This window comes from Bacillus sp. FSL K6-1284 (assembly GCF_038002625.1).
GTDB classification, from domain to species: Bacteria; Bacillota; Bacilli; order Bacillales; family Bacillaceae; genus Bacillus; species Bacillus paralicheniformis.
In genome coordinates, this window is the sequence record NZ_JBBOCW010000001.1 from 77,308 (window position 1) to 97,500 (window position 20,193).

Genomic DNA, 20,193 nt, shown 5'->3' on the forward strand with positions numbered 1-20,193 from the left:
AGATATCTTTGTCCAGGAGGAATAAAAACGATGAAAAAGGGGCACTTGAATCAAATCCTGCTTTTGACGGACGGCTGTTCAAACCGCGGCGAAGACCCGCAGGCCATGGCCGCCTTTGCGAAGGAGCAGGGAATTACCGTGAATGTGATTGGGATTATGGACGAGCATGAAATGGATCAGGAGGCGATGAAAGAAGTTGAAGGGATCGCCCTCGCAGGCGGGGGAGTTCACCAGGTTGTTTACGCGTCGCAGCTGTCGCAGACTGTTCAAATGGTGACAAAAAAGGCGATGACGCAAACCCTTCAAGGCGTTGTCAATAGTGAGCTCAAACAAATTCTCGGCAAGCATACCGAAATGGATGAACTGCCTCCTGATAAACGCGGTGAAGTTATGGAAGTCGTAGATGAGCTCGGTGAGACCGTACATCTTCATGTATTGGTTCTTGTCGATACAAGCGCGAGCATGAATCCGAAGCTGCCGACTGTTAAAGAAGCATTGATAGACCTTTCCATCAGTCTCAATTCAAGAATCGGCGAAAATGAATTTGCGATGCTTATATTTCCCGGGAAAAAACAAGAGGTCGAGCTTGTGCTTGATTGGACCCCGAAGTTTGAATCTCTTTCTTCAATATTTTCCAAGCTTTCAGCCGGCGGCATTACGCCGACAGGACCCGCAATACGAGAGGCGATTCAGCATTTTAACAAAATCGGCTCAAGAAGGAGAATGTTAGAAGACGATGAAAAACACTTCGACGAGTTTGGCGGCTAGTCTAAAGCCGGGTGCAGCCGTTGTTGGAAAGTGGAACAATCATTCCTACAAGATCATCAGACAGCTTGGAAAAGGGGCGAATGGCGTTGTATATCTGGCCGATTCGGGAAAGGGCCGCGTTGCATTAAAAGTGAGCGATGACAGCCTGTCCATTACCTCGGAAGTGAATGTTCTGAAATCTTTCTCAAAGGCCCAGGCAAAAGCAATGGGGCCTTCTTTTTTTGATGTGGATGACATGATGGTTGCGGGTGCGGGCAAAAAACTTTCATTTTATGTCATGGAATATATTGAAGGTCCGCTTCTTTTAAGATATGTAAACGAAAAAGGCGAGGAATGGATACCGGTGCTAATCAGCCAGCTTCTCTCAAGTTTGTCGGCCATTCATCGCGAAGGATGGGTGTTTGGAGATTTAAAGCCCGAGAATTTAATCGTGACGGGCCCGCCGCCGCAAATCCGCTGCATTGATGTGGGCGGGACGACAAAAGAAGGCCGGGCAATCAAGGAATATACAGAGTTTTTTGACAGAGGCTATTGGGAATTTGGAACCCGTAAGGCTGAGCCTTCGTATGATCTGTTTTCAGTCGCCATGATTATGGTGAACTGTGCGGTGAAAAAAGAATTTAAAAAGACAGCAAGACCTCAGGAACAGCTTATGTCAGTCATCGACGGACAGCCGTTTTTAAAGCGGTATAAGCCGGTTCTTGCTTCTGCTTTAAAAGGAAGCTATCGAACAGCTGATGAAATGAAGGGAGACCTCCTGGCAATCGGACGGCCGGCCAGAATGCAAAGCAGCCGCCAGTCGAGAACCGCCCGCTCTTCATCGGCATCCGCCCCGTCTCAAGGCCCGCGGCATAAGCGGGGGACGCCTCAGCAGCAAATGTTAAGAAGCGGGCGCAGAAAGCAAAGAAACAGTTCTAAATCCGGCGGTGTTTTTGAAACGCTGCTGATCGTCGTAAGCGTTCTTGCCCTTTACTTTGCGTATATCGTTCTCTTTTTTATTTAGCTCTGCTTTGCTGGCGGATAGCTCTTCTTTGCAGGGACCGATTGAAAGTGTTAGGATATTTATATCTTTTGAAATACACCCTGCTCTTAGTGGGAGGACATTGTGAAAAGTATTGAAGATTTCATGAGAAAATACGAACTGTCATTTGATGGAGCGACACTGGTTGCAGGCGTCTCCGGGGGGCCTGATTCGATGGCGCTGCTGCATGCTCTGCAACGTACGGTTCCTGCCTCGGCGACGCTGATTGCCGCACACGTCGATCATATGTTCAGAGGCGAAGAGTCTGAGCATGATATGCGGTTCGTTCAGGACTACTGCGAGGCGGAAGGCATACAATGCGAGGCGGTGCAAATCGATGTCCTGACATTTGCCGCGGAAAACAATCTGAATAAACAGGCTGCTGCGAGAGAATGCCGGTATGCGTTTTTTCAAGAATTAATGAAAAGGCGCCGGGCTGAATACCTGGTTCTGGCTCATCATGGCGATGATCAGGTGGAAACGATGCTGATGAAGATGGCAAAAGGCACTGTCGGGCTCGGGCTTGCTGGAATTCAGCCAAAGCGCCGTTTTGACAGCGGCTGGCTGCTTAGGCCGTTTCTAAGGCTGTCAAAGGATGATCTTTTGGCTTACTGCAAAGAGAATCGAATACCGTATAGAACCGATCCGAGCAACAGTGAGGATGATTACACAAGGAACCGGTTCAGGCACCATGTTCTCCCTTTTCTGAAGAAAGAGTCGGAAGATGTCCATAAAAGGTTTCAATCCGTCAGTGAATTCCTGACAGAAGACGAATTATACTTACAGGCATTAACGAAAGACAAAATGAATACAGTAATCACAAGCAAGTCAAGTTCCGGTGTCGAAATCAGCATCGATCGGCTTCTTGCGCTCCCTATGCCTTTACAAAGAAGGGGAGTTCATCTAATATTAAACTATCTTTATGAAAACGTTCCATCAGCGTTTTCAGCCCATCATATTCAAGTGTTTCTGGATTGGATTTCACAAGGTGGACCATCCGGTTCCCTTGATTTTCCGAATGGGCTAAAAGTTGCAAAATCTTATCATACATGTTTGTTTACATTTCAGCGTTTACAATGTGAAAATGTTTCCTATCATTATGAAATAAGCGGGGCAGACGAAGAAGAACTGAAGCTTCCCGACGGCTCCTCCCTTCATGTGAGCGGACCCGGTTCAACCCGGAAGCTGCAAGGAAACGATGTTTTTGCAACAAGTCCCAAGCAGGTTCAATTCCCCCTTTATGTACGGACAAGGCAAAACGGAGACCGAATCAAACTTAAAGGGATGAACGGCTCAAAAAAGGTTAAAGATATATTTATTGATGAAAAAGTGCCTCTTGCGAAAAGAGACAGCTGGCCCATTGTAACAGACGCGGTTGGAAACATTATTTGGATACCTGGTCTGAAAAAAACCATTTTTGAGGAACTTGATGTTACAAACAATGATCGCATTGTATTACAATATAGACAGCATGAAAAGTGTAGGGGGCTAGCAAAGAATGAAACAGGATATTGAAAATATCTTGATCTCAGAAGAAGAGATCCAAAAGAAAGTCAAGGAGCTGGGCGCAACTCTGACAAAAGAGTACAGCGGCAAGTTTCCGCTGGCAATCGGTGTGTTAAAGGGAGCCATGCCGTTTATGGCTGATCTTTTGAAGCATATTGATACATATTTGGAAATGGATTTCATGGATGTATCAAGCTACGGCAGTTCAACGGTTTCTTCCGGAGAGGTAAAAATCATTAAAGATTTGGACACATCTGTAGAGGGCCGTGACATCTTAATTATTGAGGATATCATCGACAGTGGGCTGACCTTGAGTTATCTTGTAGAGCTTTTCCGATACCGCAAAGCAAAATCGATTAAGATCGTAACCCTTCTTGATAAACCAAGCGGACGAAAAGCGGATATCAAAGCGGATTACGTCGGCTTTGAAGTTCCCGATGCATTCGTTGTCGGATATGGTCTCGATTATGCTGAACGCTATCGTAACCTTCCGTACATCGGAGTGCTGAAACCTGCGGTTTATGAGAGCTGATTCGGGCTTGTTAGCGAAAGGGATATCTGTTGTATTGGAACGATTTTCTATGATACTATTGAACATAGTTGTGCTTACTGTGGGAGGAGGTAAGGAATGAATCGGGTCTTCCGTAATACCATTTTTTATTTACTTATTTTATTAGTTGTGATCGGAGTTGTGAGCTACTTCCAAACCGCAAATCCGAAAACAGAAAATATGACGTATAGTGACTTTGTTTCAAACCTAGATAAAGGGAAGGTTGAAAATGTCTCCATCCAGCCTGTCAGGGGCGTGTACGAGGTTCGGGGACAGCTGACGACCTATGAGAAAGATCAATATTTCCTGACCCATGTTCCTGAAGGAAAAGGGGCAGATCAAATCATTGATCAAGTGAAAAAAACGAAGATACAAGTAGAACCTGCACAGGAAGCAAATGGATGGATGACGTTCTTTACCACCATCATCCCTTTTGTTATTATCTTCATTCTTTTCTTCTTCCTGCTTAATCAGGCTCAAGGCGGCGGAAGCCGTGTTATGAACTTTGGAAAAAGCAAGGCGAAGCTCTATACAGAAGAAAAGAAACGCGTCAAATTCAAAGATGTGGCAGGAGCGGATGAAGAAAAGCAAGAGCTTGTGGAAGTCGTTGATTTCCTCAAGGATCCCCGCAAGTTCGCTGAACTCGGAGCAAGGATTCCGAAAGGCGTGCTTTTGGTCGGACCTCCGGGTACCGGTAAAACATTGCTGGCGAAAGCTTGTGCCGGAGAAGCAGGGGTGCCTTTCTTCAGCATCAGCGGTTCTGACTTCGTTGAAATGTTCGTCGGGGTTGGTGCATCACGTGTTCGCGACTTATTCGAAAACGCTAAGAAAAATGCACCGTGTCTGATTTTCATCGATGAAATTGATGCTGTCGGACGCCAGCGGGGAGCAGGTCTTGGTGGAGGGCACGATGAACGTGAACAGACGCTCAACCAGCTTCTTGTTGAAATGGACGGATTCAGCGCCAATGAAGGAATCATCATTATCGCTGCGACAAACCGCGCCGATATTTTAGACCCTGCATTGCTGCGTCCGGGACGTTTTGACCGTCAAATTACAGTTGACCGCCCAGATGTTAAAGGCCGTGAAGCTGTACTTCAAGTACACGCAAGAAACAAGCCGCTTGATGAATCCGTAAACTTAAAAGCGATCGCGATGCGGACGCCTGGATTCTCAGGTGCAGATCTTGAAAACCTTTTAAATGAAGCGGCTCTCGTAGCAGCGCGTCAAGATAAGAAAAAGATCGATATGCGAGACATCGATGAAGCGACAGACCGCGTCATCGCCGGACCTGCAAAGAAAAGCAGGGTCATTTCGAAAAAAGAACGCAATATCGTGGCTTATCACGAGGCGGGACACACTGTAATCGGACTTGTCTTGGATGAAGCGGATATGGTGCATAAAGTAACGATCGTACCGCGCGGCCAAGCGGGCGGATACGCCGTTATGCTTCCTAAGGAAGACCGTTATTTCCAAACCAAACCCGAACTTCTCGATAAGATCGTCGGCTTGCTTGGAGGCCGTGTAGCTGAAGAGATCATCTTCGGTGAGGTCAGCACGGGTGCCCATAACGACTTCCAGCGCGCTACAGGCATTGCCAGACGAATGGTAACTGAATTCGGTATGTCTGAAAAGCTCGGTCCTCTTCAATTCGGACAATCGCAAGGCGGGCAAGTGTTCTTGGGACGCGATTTCAACAATGACCAAAACTACAGCGACGCGATTGCGTATGAAATCGATAAAGAAATTCAGCGCTTCATTAAGGAATGTTATGAACGTGCAAAAACAATCCTTACTGAAAATCGCGACAAACTTGAGCTGATCGCTCAAACATTGCTGGAAGTTGAAACGCTCGACGCTGAGCAAATCAAACATTTGTCTGAGCACGGAAGACTTCCTGATCGCACATATTCGGATGATCAGGAAAAGACAGACGATGTGAAAGTCAACATCAATAAACGAGATGACGAAGAAAAAAACGAGGATGAGAAAGAATAACGACTTATTTCCGCCTCTTCAGGAAAACTGCCAAGCTCTGCTTTTGGCAGTTTTCTTTTTTTATGGTTAAAAAACCTCTTTGGAAAATCTTTGTTCACTACGATTTGATTCGTTTACAAACAGAATCGGCATCGTGTATTGTATGATGGTAGAATGTTTTATGCCCAAGTAAGAGAAACTAGTCAAAAGTGGTGATCAGAATGTTGCTTGTTATAGATGTGGGAAATACAAACACCGTCCTTGGCATCTACCACGAAGGAGAGCTCGAATATCATTGGCGGATTGAGACAAGCCGCCATAAAACGGAAGATGAATTCGGCATGCTTCTTCGTTCTTTATTTGATTATGTCGGACTGATGTTTGACCAGATCGAAGGAATTATTATTTCATCAGTTGTACCTCCGATCATGTTCTCCCTCGAAAGAATGTGTATTAAATATTTTCAGATCGAGCCTCAGATTGTCGGTCCGGGAATGAAAACAGGATTAAACATAAAATACGATAATCCGAAAGAAGTCGGAGCAGACCGCATTGTAAATGCAGTGGCGGCTATTCATCTCTATGGGAGCCCCCTGATTGTCGTTGATTTTGGAACCGCTACGACGTACTGTTATATTAACGAGCGCAAGGAGTACATGGGCGGTGCGATCGCGCCGGGCATCACGATTTCAACTGAAGCGCTTTATTCGAGAGCTGCCAAGCTTCCCAGAATTGAAATTGCACGGCCCGATCATATTGTCGGCAAAAGTACGGTCAGCGCGATGCAGTCCGGAATCCTTTACGGCTACGTCGGACAGGTTGAAGGCATTGTCAAACGGATGAAATGGCAGTCCAAGAAAAATCCGAAAGTCATTGCGACGGGAGGTCTTGCTTCCTTGATAGCAGACGAATCGGACTGCATCGATATCGTTGACCCGTTCCTTACATTGAAGGGACTAGAGCTTATTTATGAACGGAATCGTGTTGAAAGTGTATAGGAGGATGAGGTATGGATTATTTAGTGAAAGCCATCGCATATGACGGCAAAGTGAGAGCATATGCAGCGAATACAACAGAAACGATTCATGAAGCCCAAAGAAGGCATAACACATGGCCTACCGCTTCCGCCGCTTTAGGAAGAACGATGACGGCGGCTGTCATGCTCGGTGCCATGCTGAAAGGCGAAGACAAGCTTACCGTCAAGATTGAAGGAGGCGGACCTATCGGCGCGATTGTCGCTGACGGAAATGCAAAAGGAGATGTCAGGGGCTACGTGTCCAATCCGCACGTTCATTTTGACTTAAATGAACACGGCAAACTGGACGTCAGAAGAGCCGTCGGTACGTCCGGCACACTAAGCGTAGTAAAAGATCTCGGTCTCCGCGATTTATTTACAGGCCAGGTTGAGATCGTTTCCGGAGAAATCGGCGAGGATTTTACATATTATCTCGTATCTTCTGAACAGGTTCCTTCTTCGGTGGGTGTAGGGGTGCTCGTCAACCCCGACAATACGATTTTAGCTGCAGGCGGATTTATCCTTCAGCTGCTGCCGGGCACGGACGATGAAACAATCACGAAGCTTGAAACAAACCTTTCTCAAGTGGAGCCCATTTCAAAGCTGATTCAGAAAGGTTTGACACCTGAGGAAGTGCTGGCTGCGGTATTGGGAGAAGAACCGGAAATACTGGAAACCGTTCCTGTCCGGTTTACATGCAATTGTTCAAAAGAGCGTTTCTCAGGAGGCATCATCGGTCTTGGCAAAGATGAAATTCAACAGATGATTGATGAAGATGGCCAAGCTGAGGCTCAATGCCATTTTTGCAATGAAAAGTATCTGTTTACAAAGGAAGAGCTTGAAGCGCTTCGAGATGAAATATAAGCCCGCTATGCAGTAGCGGGTCTTTTACAATGGGGAAAGGGGAGACACCATATTGAAATCAAGAACACTTTGGCCGATTATTTTAGGTGCGATCTTTGTCAACTGTATCGTGATCGCGTATGTTTTGACGAAATCGCAGACTGCTTCTTCACCGTCCGCTCAAGAAGTCATTGCACATATCGGAAAAAACGGCATCACGCGTGAAGAATGGCTGAGCGAAATGGAAGAGCGCTATGGAAAATCAACGCTTGAAGATATGATCAACGACCGCGTTGTTACCCAAATGTCCGAAAAAAATAAGATCAAAGTGTCTGATGAAGACATTGAAAGAGAATTTCTGCTGATTAAAGCTGTATACAATTCCTTCTACGAAGACGAAGCCACAACAGAAAAAGAATGGAAAGAGCAGATCAAGCATAATATTCTTCTAGAAGAGCTCCTGACAAAAGATATTGTCATTTCTGACAGCGAATTGAAGTCGTTCTATAACAAAAATAAGGACTTATATAAATTCGATGATTCTTATCGCCTCAAGCATATCGTTGTCAAAGATAAAGACGAAGCAGAACAAGTTCTTAAAGAGCTGAAGGAAGGATCCAGCTTTGAAGCGGCCGCGGCTGAACATTCGATTGACCGGTATACGTCTCCTTACGGCGGTGACCTCGGGTTCGTCAATGATCAGCACGAAAACATTCCGGCCGAATATTTAGAGAAAGCTGAGCAGCTAAAGGAAAATCAATGGGTGGATGAACCGATTAAAACGAGTCAGGGCTATGCAATCATCCAGCTCAAAGAAAAGCTCCCGGGGCAAGCTTTCACTTACAGCGAAGTGAAAAATCAAATCAGAAGGCAGATCGCGATGGATCAATTAGGCGACAAAGCTTCAGTGAAGACACTTTGGAAAGATGCGAAAGTATCTTGGTTTTATGACGATAAAAAATAAAGATTGACAAAATATTTTGATATTGATAAATTAGATATAATCCCAATAAAATTACTCGGAAATTGAGGTGTTCAAATGGTTCGCGTTGCAAACTCTGTTTATGACTTAATCGGAAATACACCTGTCGTTAAATTAAATCGACTAGTTGATGAAGACAGTGCTGAAGTATATGTGAAACTGGAGTATATGAACCCTGGAAGCAGCGTAAAAGACCGGATTGCGCTTGCCATGATAGAAGATGCTGAAGAGAAAGGCCTTCTGAAAGAAGGAGATACACTGATTGAACCGACCAGCGGAAATACGGGAATCGGACTTGCCATGGTCGCTGCAGCGAAGGGCATCAAAGCGATTCTTGTTATGCCTGATACAATGAGTTCTGAGCGCCGCAACCTTCTGCGTGCATATGGAGCTGAGCTTGTGCTGACTCCGGGTGCTGAAGGAATGAAAGGCGCGATTAAAAAAGCGGAAGAACTGGCTGAGGAGCACGGCTATTTTATGCCTCAGCAATTTAACAACCCTGCGAACTCAGAAGTTCACCGCCGCACAACGGGAAAAGAAATCGCCGAACAATTCGGAGACGGTTTAGATGCATTCATTGCAGGTATCGGAACCGGCGGAACGATAACAGGTGCCGGAGAAGTCCTGAAAGAAAAAAATCCGTCCATCAAGATTTTCGCGGTGGAACCGACTGATTCTCCTGTTCTTTCCGGAGGAAAACCAGGTCCGCACAAAATTCAGGGAATCGGAGCGGGATTCGTTCCGAAAATCTTGAATACGGAAATTTACGATGAAATCATCACAGTGAAAAACGAAGAAGCCTTTGAATTTGCCCGTAAAGCGGCGAGAGAAGAAGGAATTCTCGGAGGAATTTCTTCGGGTGCTGCGATCTGTGCTGCTCTTCAAGTCGCTAAAAAGCTTGGGAAAGGCAAAAAAGTTCTCGCTGTTCTTCCTAGTAACGGAGAGAGATACTTAAGCACGCCTCTTTATCAATTTGAATAGGCTCCAGTTGAAACGGGAGGCTGCCGACAATGTCGGCGGCCTTTTGTTTTTCACGGGCGAAGCCCTTTTAAAAGCTCGGTGTCCTTGAGTGAACATGCTCAAGGACTTTTTTCTATATTGGAAATGAAATTCTCTTTTCCTAGAAAAAAGATATGCATTACAATAAGGACATTAGACTAACGGCAGAGGAATGATATGATGAGACAACGAAGGCCTGTAGCCAGAGCGTTCCCATTTTCCAATCAACGGTTTTTAGAGCAATTTGAAAGCCTGTCGAAAGGAAAGCAGTACCGCGTTCTGCTCGAAAGTGCGAGAGGCGGAGAATACAGCATAGCCGGGCTCGACCCTGTCGCAATAGCAAAAGGGAAAGACGGCATCACGACGATTCAATACAAAGGGGACATCATATTCAAAGAGGGGGATCCGTTTCAGCAGTTTTCTCAGTGGTTTGAAACGCTGAAAACGGAGACGGTTGCAGATTTTCCCGACTTTCAGGGCGGGGCTGTCGGTTTTCTAAGCTATGACTATGCCCGATATATTGAGAAATTCAAAATCCTGTCTATCGATGATCTGCAAACGCCGGATTTATTCTTTCTCGTATTTGATGATATAGCCGTCTATGATCATAAGCAGCAGCAGCTTTGGGTGATTACCCACACCGTTGAAGAATCGCCGGCCGCTTCGGAAGAGAAACTGGACAGGCTTGAGCAAATGTGGAAGACGGAACATCCGAAGACCGCTGGCGGTTATCAATCAAATGATAATAAAAGCCCGTCATTCGCAGCTTCATTTACAGAAGCCGGCTTTTCTCAGGCCGTTGAGAAGGTGAAGCAATACATTGCAAGCGGCGACGTATTTCAGGTGAACCTTTCTGTTCGCCAGTCGGAGCGCCTGTCTGCGCCCCCTTATGAGGTATACAAAATGTTAAGAGAAATCAACCCTTCGCCGTACATGTCCTACTTGGAAACCCCGGATTTTCAAATCATCTGCGGGTCGCCCGAACTGCTCATTAAGAAAAAGGGCACCAGGCTTGAGACAAGACCGATTGCCGGGACGAGATCCCGCGGGGCGGATGAAGCGGAGGATGAAGCGCTCGCGAACGAACTGATCATGAATGAAAAAGAGCGCGCCGAACATGTGATGCTCGTTGATTTAGAGCGTAATGACCTCGGCAGGGTCTCCAAGTACGGTTCGGTCAGGGTCGATGAATTCATGGTGATTGAGAAGTATTCCCATGTCATGCATATCGTCTCTAATGTGTGCGGGGAACTAAGGGACGAATGCGATGCCGTGGCTGTCATCCATGCCGTGTTTCCCGGCGGTACGATTACAGGAGCGCCGAAAGTTAGAACGATGGAAATTATAGAGGAGCTTGAGCCGACGAGACGGGGGCTTTATACTGGTTCTATAGGATGGTTCGGATATAATCAGGATATGCACTTTAATATCGTTATCCGAACGATATATGTGAAAGCGGGCCAGGCGTTCATGCAGTCCGGAGCTGGAATCGTCATCGATTCCAACCCTAAGCATGAATATAAAGAGTCAATTAAAAAGGCTCTGGCGATGAAAAAGGCGCTGCAGTTGAGTGAAGAAGAGAAAAAAGAGCAGAGGAGAGCTGAGATATGATTCTAATGATCGACAATTACGATTCATTTACGTACAATTTGGTTCAGTATTTAGGTGAGCTTGGCGAGGAGTTAGTCGTCAAGCGGAACGATGAGATCACGCTTCAGGAAATAGAGGATATGTCGCCTGACTTTTTGATGATATCTCCCGGTCCTTGCAGTCCGGATGAGGCCGGGATCAGCCTTGAAGTGATCCGCCATTTTGCCGGGAAGATACCGATTTTCGGGGTCTGTCTCGGACATCAGTCGATCGCCCAGGTTTTCGGAGGCGATGTCGTCAGGGCGGAACGGTTAATGCATGGGAAAACTTCCGAGATCTTGCACGACGGGTTGACGGTCTTTAAAGACTTGGAACATCCGCTCACGGCCACGAGGTATCATTCGTTGATCGTCAAACCGGATACGCTGCCCGGTTGTTTTGTGACATCGGCTTGGACGGAAGAAGGGGAGATTATGGCCATCAGGCATAAAGAACTGCCTATTGAAGGCGTTCAGTTCCATCCGGAGTCGATTATGACTGCCTCCGGAAAAGAAATGCTGAAGAATTTTATTGAGACTTACCGAAAGAAAGTGAACACATGATCATTTACCTGAACGGTCAATATGTGAAGGAGGAGGAAGCAAGACTTTCTCCTTTTGACCATGGTTTTTTATACGGAATCGGGGTATTTGAAACGTTCCGCCTTTATGAAGGGGAGCCCTTCCTTTTAGACTGGCATATGGACAGACTGAACAACGCTTTGGAACAGCTGAGAATTGAGCTTGAGCTGACAAAAAGCGAAGTGCTTGCCATTCTTGGCAGGCTGCTTCAGTTGAATCAGCCCCCAAATCTGGATGCCAAGGTCCGGTTAAATATATCTGCCGGTCCCGGTGACTCAGGTCTTTTTCCTGATTCATACAAAAAACCCGGTGTTATGGTGATGATGAATCCTTTTCATCCTGAATCGGTTCCGGTTGAAAAGGAGGGTGTCATTTTACAGGTCCGACGCAATACGCCAGAAGGTCCGTTCCGCTTGAAATCACATCACTTTTTAAATAATCTGTTCGGAAAAAGAGAGCTCGGACCAGACGCTGCCAAAGAAGGGATTTTTCTTACCGAAGGGGGAGCTGTAGCCGAAGGGATCATTTCCAACATTTTTTGGGAAAAAGACGGTTGTGTGTATACACCTTCTCTTGATACCGGCATATTAGGCGGCGTCACCCGGCGTTATGTCATTGAGCGCCTTGCAGATATGGGAATCGAAGTTATGCAGGGGATATACCCTTTAAAGGAGCTTCTCTTTGCGGACGAAGCATGGATGACCAATTCCGTTCAGGAAATCGTTCCATTCCGGAGAATCGGCAGCACTCAATTTCCGGGAAAGGATGGAAATTTGTCGAAACGTCTGCAAGAGGCATACACTAACGATAGAAAAGCAGCAAAAGACTATATTTCAATTAAAGGGTGAAGGATATGGCGCTTCAAACAGCGGTGCGTTCAAAGAAGTTGACCGCAAAGCAATACACATTGTCTTATGAAGATAAAACATTGATCATGGGGATTTTAAATGTGACGCCCGATTCTTTTTCAGACGGCGGAAAATATAACAGCATCGACCGCGCCGTTATTCATGCAAAGCAAATGATCGAAGACGGCGCCCATATCCTTGATATCGGAGGAGAATCAACGAGGCCAGGGGCGGAAAAGGTTTCTCTTGATGAGGAGCTGTCAAGGGTCATACCTGTAATTGAAAAACTTGTTCAGGAAATCGACGTGCCGATTTCTGTTGACACTTATAAAGCAAAAGTGGCGGATGAAGCCCTTAAGGCCGGTGCAGCGATTATCAATGATGTCTGGGGAGCAAAAGCAGACCATGACATGGCCCGGGTTGCGGCCGCTCATAATGTGCCGATTATCTTGATGCATAACCGCGAGGAACGGAATTATAAGGACTTGATCCCGGACATGCTGTCTGATTTGATGGAATGTGTGAGCATTGCAAAATCAGCAGACGTTCAAGATCATCACATCGTACTTGATCCGGGTATCGGCTTTGCCAAAACGTATCATGACAATCTGGCGGTCATGAACCAGCTTGAGAAATTCAGCGAACTCGGATACCCGGTTTTATTGGGGACGTCACGCAAAAAATTTATCGGCCGCGTTCTGGATCTGCCGCCTGAGGAGAGGGCGGAAGGCACGGGCGCGACGGTATGCCTCGGTATTCAAAAAGGGTGCGATATCGTCAGGGTGCATGACGTCAAGCAAATTTCCAGGATGGCAAAAATGATGGATGCCATGATTGATAAAGGAGGCGTTTATCATCGATAAAGTGTATGTAGAGGGCATGGAGTTTTACGGATATCACGGTGTTTTCAAAGAAGAAAACAAACTTGGCCAAAGATTCCGCGTTGATCTGACAGCATTTTTAGACTTAAGCGAAGCCGGAAAAACGGATCGTATTGATGCCACCATTAATTATGCTGATTTGTATAAGCTGTGCAAAGAGGTTGTGGAGGGAGAGCCGGTCAACCTTGTGGAGACCCTCGCAGAAACGATTGCCGCAAAAGTGCTGAAGCATTTTGAAGCGGTTCAGGAATGCACGGTCAAAGTCGTCAAGCCTGACCCGCCTATACCGGGACACTATAAATCGGTGGCCATCGAGATGACGAGGAAACGACAATGAACAATTCGGCATATATAGCGCTCGGCTCGAATATCGGCCAGCGGGAAGAATATTTAAAAAAAGCTGTCTCTCTCCTCCATCAACATCCGTCTGTACAGGTGACAGACATCTCGTCGATTTATGAAACAGATCCTGTCGGGTATACAGACCAAGATCTATTTTTAAACATGGCTGCAGCTGTTAAAACATCTCTTTCACCGTTTGAATTGCTTGATTTGACTCAGCGTATTGAAAAAGAACTCGGCCGCAAACGCGACATCAGATGGGGGCCGAGAACTGTAGACCTTGACATTTTGTTGTATAATCGTGAAAATATTGAGACAGAGCAACTTATCGTTCCTCATCCTAGAATGCATGAACGTTTGTTTGTGCTCATCCCGCTGCTGGAGATTTATCCCGAGCTTGAGGGAGCTGTCAATCATGCGAAAAATCAAGAAGGTGTAAGAGTATGGAAGCAGAAATCTGGGGTAGACGAATTCGTGCATATCGAAAGCTGAAGGGTTATACTCAAGAAGGGTTTGCAAAAGCATTGGGTATATCCGTTTCTGTGCTTGGTGAAGTAGAACGCGGGAATCGTATGCCGTCGGAGAGCATGCTCAGGGATGTAGCCAATACTTTAAATATAACAGTGGAGGAATTATCTCCATCAGAAGAATAAGAAAGGAGGACTAAAAATGTTTAAAATCGGTGATATAGAATTAAAAAACAGGGTTGTGCTTGCGCCGATGGCCGGTGTCTGCAACTCCGCCTTCCGCTTGACGGTTAAGGAATTCGGAGCGGGTTTGGTCTGCGCCGAAATGGTCAGCGATAAAGCGATCCTTTACAATAATGCAAAAACAATGGGAATGCTTTATATCGATGAACGTGAAAAACCGCTCAGCCTGCAGATCTTCGGCGGCGAAAAAGAAACGCTTGTCGAAGCGGCGAGGTTTGTTGACCAAAACACAACTGCGGATATTATTGATATAAACATGGGATGTCCGGTGCCAAAGATTACAAAATGTGATGCAGGAGCCAAATGGCTGCTTGATCCGAATAAAATTTATGAAATGGTTTCTGCAGTAGTGGAGGCTGTTGACAAGCCGGTGACCGTAAAAATGAGAATGGGCTGGGATGAAGACCATATCTTTGCCGTTGAGAATGCGAAAGCTGTAGAGCGCGCAGGCGGAAAAGCGGTCGCTCTTCACGGGCGGACCCGCGTGCAAATGTACGAAGGAACGGCAAATTGGGATATTATCAAAGAAGTGAAGCAGTCCGTTTCAATACCGGTAATCGGAAACGGTGATGTCAAAACTCCGCAAGATGCAAAACGCATGCTTGATGAAACAGGGGTTGACGGTGTCATGATCGGCCGTGCAGCGCTGGGTAACCCGTGGATGATTTACCGTACGGTTCACTATTTAGAAACAGGCGAATTGAAAGATGAGCCGCAAGTGCGTGAGAAAATGTCTGTCTGCAAACTTCACCTTGACCGATTAATCGGACTGAAAGGCGAAAATGTTGCGGTTCGCGAAATGAGAAAGCACGCAGCCTGGTATTTAAAAGGCATAAGAGGAAACGCAAAGGTCCGGAATGAAATTAATCATTGCGAAACGAGGGATGAGCTCGTTCAGCTTTTAGACGCGTTTACGATTGAAGCCGAGGCAAAAGAGCTTCAGGATGCAAAAGTAGGATAAATCCGACCTCTGCTCACTGCCAGTTTTCACTGGCAGTTTTTCTGCTTTTTTCCTGAAAGACTAAAAGTAACGGAGTGATATATGATGAGTCATGAAGAGCATAACCATGAAGAATTAAACGACCAGCTGCAAGTCAGACGCGATAAAATGAATCAATTGAGAGAAAACGGGAAAGATCCTTTCGGGCAGCGTTTTGACCGCACCCATCAATCAACTGATCTCATTGAATCATATAATGAATTCTCAAAAGAAGAATTAGAGGAAAAAGCAATTGAAGTGACGATTGCCGGCCGGATGATGACAAAGCGTGGAAAAGGAAAAGCGGGATTCGCGCACATTCAGGATTTAAAGGGCCAGATTCAGATCTATGTCAGGAAAGACAGTGTCGGTGAAGAGCAGTACGAATGGTTTAAAAGCTCTGACCTCGGGGACATTGTCGGCGTTACAGGCGTCATGTTTAAAACGAATGTTGGCGAATTGTCTGTCAAAGCTACATCCTTTGATTTATTAACAAAAGCACTTCGTCCGCTTCCGGACAAATATCACGGATTAAAAGACATCGAACAGCGCTACCGTCAGCGTTATTTGGACTTGATCGTAAACCCGGAAAGCAAAAATACGTTTATTACGCGCAGCAAAATCATTCAATCGATGAGAAGATACTTAGATGACCACGGATACTTAGAAGTTGAGACGCCTACGATGCACGCGATTCCGGGCGGAGCGTCTGCCCGTCCGTTCATTACGCATCATAATGCGCTTGATATGCCGCTTTACATGAGGATCGCTATCGAGCTCCATTTGAAAAGGCTGATTGTCGGCGGATTGGAAAAAGTCTATGAAATCGGACGTGTATTCAGAAATGAAGGAGTTTCCACACGGCACAATCCTGAATTTACGATGATCGAACTTTACGAAGCTTATGCTGACTATAAAGATATTATGAGCTTGACGGAAAACCTTATCGCTCATATTGCACAAGAAGTGCTTGGCACTACAACCGTTCAATACGGAGATTATGAAGTTGACCTCAAGCCTGAATGGAAGAGACTTCATATGGTCGATGCTGTTAAAGAAGCCACCGGTGTAGACTTCTGGAAAGAAGTATCGGTAGAAGAAGCAAGAGCATTCGCGAAAGAACACGGAATTGAAATTTCTGAAAGCATGTCAGTAGGACATATCATTAATGAGTTCTTCGAGCAAAAAGTTGAAGAAACATTGATTCAGCCTACTTTTATATACGGACACCCTGTGGAGATTTCTCCGCTTGCTAAGAAAAACCCTGAAGACCCTCGATTTACAGACCGTTTTGAGCTGTTTATCGTAGGCCGTGAACACGCGAATGCATTTACTGAATTAAATGATCCTATCGACCAAAAAGAACGCTTTGAAGCGCAATTAAAAGAACGTGAAGAAGGAAACGATGAAGCGCATATGATGGATGAAGACTTTGTCGAAGCACTGGAGTACGGAATGCCTCCTACCGGCGGTCTTGGAATCGGCATTGACAGACTGATTATGCTTTTGACGAATTCTCCTTCAATCAGGGACGTTTTACTATTCCCGCAAATGAGACATCGTTAAATGACGTTTGGGCAGCAGCCGTGTAACAAGCGGCTGCTGCGCATTTAAAACAAATTAAATTTTTTCTCAAAAAAGTATTGCACAATCATAAATACGGTGGTATATTATTATTCGTTGCCGCAAAACGGCGGCGAAAGAAAAAAAGAACTTAAAAAAAGTTCTTGACTTAATATCCGAGATTGGATATAATATAAAAGTCGCTTTAATAATGATCTTTGAAAACTAAACAAGACAAACGTACCTGTTAATTCATTAAATAAATCGCACATGCGAATGTGCGTAGTCATTATCAAACTTCATGGAGAGTTTGATCCTGGCTCAGGACGAACGCTGGCGGCGTGCCTAATACATGCAAGTCGAGCGGACAGATGGGAGCTTGCTCCCTGATGTTAGCGGCGGACGGGTGAGTAACACGTGGGTAACCTGCCTGTAAGACTGGGATAACTCCGGGAAACCGGGGCTAATACCGGATGCTTGATTGAACCGCATGGTTCAATTATAAAAGGTGGCTTTTAGCTACCACTTACAGATGGACCCGCGGCGCATTAGCTAGTTGGTGAGGTAACGGCTCACCAAGGCAACGATGCGTAGCCGACCTGAGAGGGTGATCGGCCACACTGGGACTGAGACACGGCCCAGACTCCTACGGGAGGCAGCAGTAGGGAATCTTCCGCAATGGACGAAAGTCTGACGGAGCAACGCCGCGTGAGTGATGAAGGTTTTCGGATCGTAAAACTCTGTTGTTAGGGAAGAACAAGTACCGTTCGAATAGGGCGGTACCTTGACGGTACCTAACCAGAAAGCCACGGCTAACTACGTGCCAGCAGCCGCGGTAATACGTAGGTGGCAAGCGTTGTCCGGAATTATTGGGCGTAAAGCGCGCGCAGGCGGTTTCTTAAGTCTGATGTGAAAGCCCCCGGCTCAACCGGGGAGGGTCATTGGAAACTGGGGAACTTGAGTGCAGAAGAGGAGAGTGGAATTCCACGTGTAGCGGTGAAATGCGTAGAGATGTGGAGGAACACCAGTGGCGAAGGCGACTCTCTGGTCTGTAACTGACGCTGAGGCGCGAAAGCGTGGGGAGCGAACAGGATTAGATACCCTGGTAGTCCACGCCGTAAACGATGAGTGCTAAGTGTTAGAGGGTTTCCGCCCTTTAGTGCTGCAGCAAACGCATTAAGCACTCCGCCTGGGGAGTACGGTCGCAAGACTGAAACTCAAAGGAATTGACGGGGGCCCGCACAAGCGGTGGAGCATGTGGTTTAATTCGAAGCAACGCGAAGAACCTTACCAGGTCTTGACATCCTCTGACAACCCTAGAGATAGGGCTTCCCCTTCGGGGGCAGAGTGACAGGTGGTGCATGGTTGTCGTCAGCTCGTGTCGTGAGATGTTGGGTTAAGTCCCGCAACGAGCGCAACCCTTGATCTTAGTTGCCAGCATTCAGTTGGGCACTCTAAGGTGACTGCCGGTGACAAACCGGAGGAAGGTGGGGATGACGTCAAATCATCATGCCCCTTATGACCTGGGCTACACACGTGCTACAATGGGCAGAACAAAGGGCAGCGAAGCCGCGAGGCTAAGCCAATCCCACAAATCTGTTCTCAGTTCGGATCGCAGTCTGCAACTCGACTGCGTGAAGCTGGAATCGCTAGTAATCGCGGATCAGCATGCCGCGGTGAATACGTTCCCGGGCCTTGTACACACCGCCCGTCACACCACGAGAGTTTGTAACACCCGAAGTCGGTGAGGTAACCTTTTGGAGCCAGCCGCCGAAGGTGGGACAGATGATTGGGGTGAAGTCGTAACAAGGTAGCCGTATCGGAAGGTGCGGCTGGATCACCTCCTTTCTAAGGATATTATACGGAATATAAGACCTTACGGTCTTATAGACAGGTGCGTTTAGATCTTGTTTAGTTTTGAAGGATCATTCCTTCAAAGCGTGTTCTTTGAAAACTAGATAACAGTAGACATCACATTCAATTAGTAAGCAAGATATCACGTAGTGATTCTTTTTAACGGTTAAGTTAGAAAGGGCGCACGGTGGATGCCTTGGCACTAGGAGCCGATGAAGGACGGGACGAACACCGATATGCTTCGGGGAGCTGTAAGCAAGCTTTGATCCGGAGATTTCCGAATGGGGAAACCCACTGCTCGTAATGGAGCAGTATCCATATCTGAATTCATAGGATATGAGAAGGCAGACCCGGGGAACTGAAACATCTAAGTACCCGGAGGAAGAGAAAGCAAATGCGATTCCCTGAGTAGCGGCGAGCGAAACGGGAACAGCCCAAACCAAGAGGCTTGCCTCTTGGGGTTGTAGGACACTCTGTACGGAGTTACAAAGGAACGAGGTAGATGAAGAGGTCTGGAAAGGCCCGCCATAGGAGGTAACAGCCCTGTAGTCAAAACTTCGTTCTCTCCTGAGTGGATCCTGAGTACGGCGGAACACGTGAAATTCCGTCGGAATCCGGGAGGACCATCTCCCAAGGCTAAATACTCCCTAGTGACCGATAGTGAACCAGTACCGTGAGGGAAAGGTGAAAAGCACCCCGGAAGGGGAGTGAAAGAGATCCTGAAACCGTGTGCCTACAAGTAGTCAGAGCCCGTTAACGGGTGATGGCGTGCCTTTTGTAGAATGAACCGGCGAGTTACGATCCCGTGCAAGGTTAAGTTTGAAAAGACGGAGCCGCAGCGAAAGCGAGTCTGAATAGGGCGCATGAGTACGTGGTCGTAGACCCGAAACCAGGTGATCTACCCATGTCCAGGGTGAAGTTCAGGTAACACTGAATGGAGGCCCGAACCCACGCACGTTGAAAAGTGCGGGGATGAGGTGTGGGTAGGGGTGAAATGCCAATCGAACCTGGAGATAGCTGGTTCTCTCCGAAATAGCTTTAGGGCTAGCCTCAAGGTAAGAGTCTTGGAGGTAGAGCACTGATTGGACTAGGGGCCCCTACCGGGTTACCGAATTCAGTCAAACTCCGAATGCCAAAGACTTATC

At 46.6% G+C, this 20,193-nt stretch carries 18 protein-coding genes and 2 rRNA genes (1 of these 20 only partly in view); all 20 read left to right on the forward strand.

Annotated elements, in window-relative coordinates; translation table 11 throughout:
- Positions 1–30 precede the first annotated feature (30 nt).
- A complete protein-coding gene (locus MHB72_RS00415; protein ID WP_020449820.1) occupies positions 31–768 on the forward strand; it encodes a vWA domain-containing protein in 738 nt (245 codons plus the stop codon).
- Positions 737–1,771: a protein kinase domain-containing protein gene (locus tag MHB72_RS00420; RefSeq protein WP_020449821.1), complete on the forward strand. Its 1,035-nt coding sequence runs from the start codon at positions 737–739 to the stop codon at positions 1,769–1,771. The genes MHB72_RS00415 and MHB72_RS00420 overlap by 32 nt, the downstream gene beginning before the upstream one ends.
- 102 nt (positions 1,772–1,873) lie before the next feature.
- Positions 1,874–3,304 carry a tRNA lysidine(34) synthetase TilS gene (gene tilS, locus MHB72_RS00425; protein WP_023855974.1) on the forward strand — a complete coding sequence of 477 codons (1,431 nt, stop codon included), beginning with the start codon at positions 1,874–1,876 and terminating at the stop codon, positions 3,302–3,304.
- Positions 3,288–3,827 carry a hypoxanthine phosphoribosyltransferase gene (hpt, locus tag MHB72_RS00430; RefSeq protein WP_197406972.1) on the forward strand — a complete coding sequence of 180 codons (540 nt, stop codon included), beginning with the start codon at positions 3,288–3,290 and terminating at the stop codon, positions 3,825–3,827. Before tilS ends, hpt begins: the two co-directional genes overlap by 17 nt.
- Positions 3,828–3,923: 96 nt before the next feature.
- The gene (ftsH, locus tag MHB72_RS00435) at positions 3,924–5,843 is read left to right on the forward strand and encodes an ATP-dependent zinc metalloprotease FtsH (protein WP_020449823.1); all 1,920 of its coding nucleotides are present in this window, start codon (positions 3,924–3,926) and stop codon (positions 5,841–5,843) included.
- A gap of 200 nt (positions 5,844–6,043) precedes the next feature.
- Positions 6,044–6,820, forward strand: a complete 777-nt coding sequence (locus MHB72_RS00440; protein ID WP_003178242.1) for a type III pantothenate kinase — start codon at positions 6,044–6,046, stop codon at positions 6,818–6,820.
- 11 nt (positions 6,821–6,831) lie between these two features.
- Positions 6,832–7,701: an Hsp33 family molecular chaperone HslO gene (gene hslO / locus MHB72_RS00445; protein WP_020449824.1), complete on the forward strand. Its 870-nt coding sequence runs from the start codon at positions 6,832–6,834 to the stop codon at positions 7,699–7,701.
- Between the two features lie 52 nt (positions 7,702–7,753).
- Positions 7,754–8,644: a peptidyl-prolyl cis-trans isomerase gene (locus tag MHB72_RS00450; RefSeq protein WP_216922114.1), complete on the forward strand. Its 891-nt coding sequence runs from the start codon at positions 7,754–7,756 to the stop codon at positions 8,642–8,644.
- 75 nt (positions 8,645–8,719) lie between these two features.
- Entirely contained in the window at positions 8,720–9,643 is a 924-nt protein-coding gene (cysK, locus tag MHB72_RS00455) for a cysteine synthase A (protein WP_020449826.1), read from the forward strand.
- A gap of 198 nt (positions 9,644–9,841) precedes the next feature.
- On the forward strand, positions 9,842–11,272 hold the full coding sequence (locus MHB72_RS00460; RefSeq protein WP_216922129.1) for an anthranilate synthase component I family protein: 1,431 nt from the start codon (positions 9,842–9,844) through the stop codon (positions 11,270–11,272).
- On the forward strand, positions 11,269–11,853 hold the full coding sequence (pabA, locus tag MHB72_RS00465) for an aminodeoxychorismate/anthranilate synthase component II (RefSeq protein ID WP_020449828.1): 585 nt from the start codon (positions 11,269–11,271) through the stop codon (positions 11,851–11,853). Before MHB72_RS00460 ends, pabA begins: the two co-directional genes overlap by 4 nt.
- Positions 11,850–12,719 carry an aminodeoxychorismate lyase gene (pabC, locus tag MHB72_RS00470; RefSeq protein WP_216922117.1) on the forward strand — a complete coding sequence of 290 codons (870 nt, stop codon included), beginning with the start codon at positions 11,850–11,852 and terminating at the stop codon, positions 12,717–12,719. Before pabA ends, pabC begins: the two co-directional genes overlap by 4 nt.
- Before the next feature lie 5 nt (positions 12,720–12,724).
- Positions 12,725–13,582 (forward strand): dihydropteroate synthase, encoded by an 858-nt coding sequence (gene folP, locus MHB72_RS00475; RefSeq protein WP_216922121.1) that lies wholly within the window; start codon positions 12,725–12,727, stop codon positions 13,580–13,582.
- Entirely contained in the window at positions 13,575–13,937 is a 363-nt protein-coding gene (gene folB, locus MHB72_RS00480; RefSeq protein ID WP_023855968.1) for a dihydroneopterin aldolase, read from the forward strand. The genes folP and folB overlap by 8 nt, the downstream gene beginning before the upstream one ends.
- A complete protein-coding gene (gene folK / locus MHB72_RS00485; RefSeq protein WP_025809559.1) occupies positions 13,934–14,434 on the forward strand; it encodes a 2-amino-4-hydroxy-6-hydroxymethyldihydropteridine diphosphokinase in 501 nt (166 codons plus the stop codon). The genes folB and folK overlap by 4 nt, the downstream gene beginning before the upstream one ends.
- Positions 14,386–14,595, forward strand: coding sequence for a helix-turn-helix domain-containing protein (locus MHB72_RS00490; protein ID WP_031304995.1), 210 nt, complete (start codon positions 14,386–14,388; stop codon positions 14,593–14,595). The genes folK and MHB72_RS00490 overlap by 49 nt, the downstream gene beginning before the upstream one ends.
- Before the next feature lie 16 nt (positions 14,596–14,611).
- On the forward strand, positions 14,612–15,613 hold the full coding sequence (dusB, locus tag MHB72_RS00495) for a tRNA dihydrouridine synthase DusB (protein WP_216922123.1): 1,002 nt from the start codon (positions 14,612–14,614) through the stop codon (positions 15,611–15,613).
- Between the two features lie 84 nt (positions 15,614–15,697).
- Positions 15,698–17,197 (forward strand): lysine--tRNA ligase, encoded by a 1,500-nt coding sequence (gene lysS / locus MHB72_RS00500; protein ID WP_026578986.1) that lies wholly within the window; start codon positions 15,698–15,700, stop codon positions 17,195–17,197.
- A 295-nt stretch (positions 17,198–17,492) separates the two neighbouring features.
- Positions 17,493–19,042: ribosomal RNA gene (locus tag MHB72_RS00505) — 16S ribosomal RNA — on the forward strand.
- Between the two features lie 170 nt (positions 19,043–19,212).
- Positions 19,213–20,193: ribosomal RNA gene (locus tag MHB72_RS00510) — 23S ribosomal RNA — on the forward strand (it continues 1,949 nt past the right edge of the window).
- The 16S and 23S rRNA genes sit together here, the layout of an rRNA operon.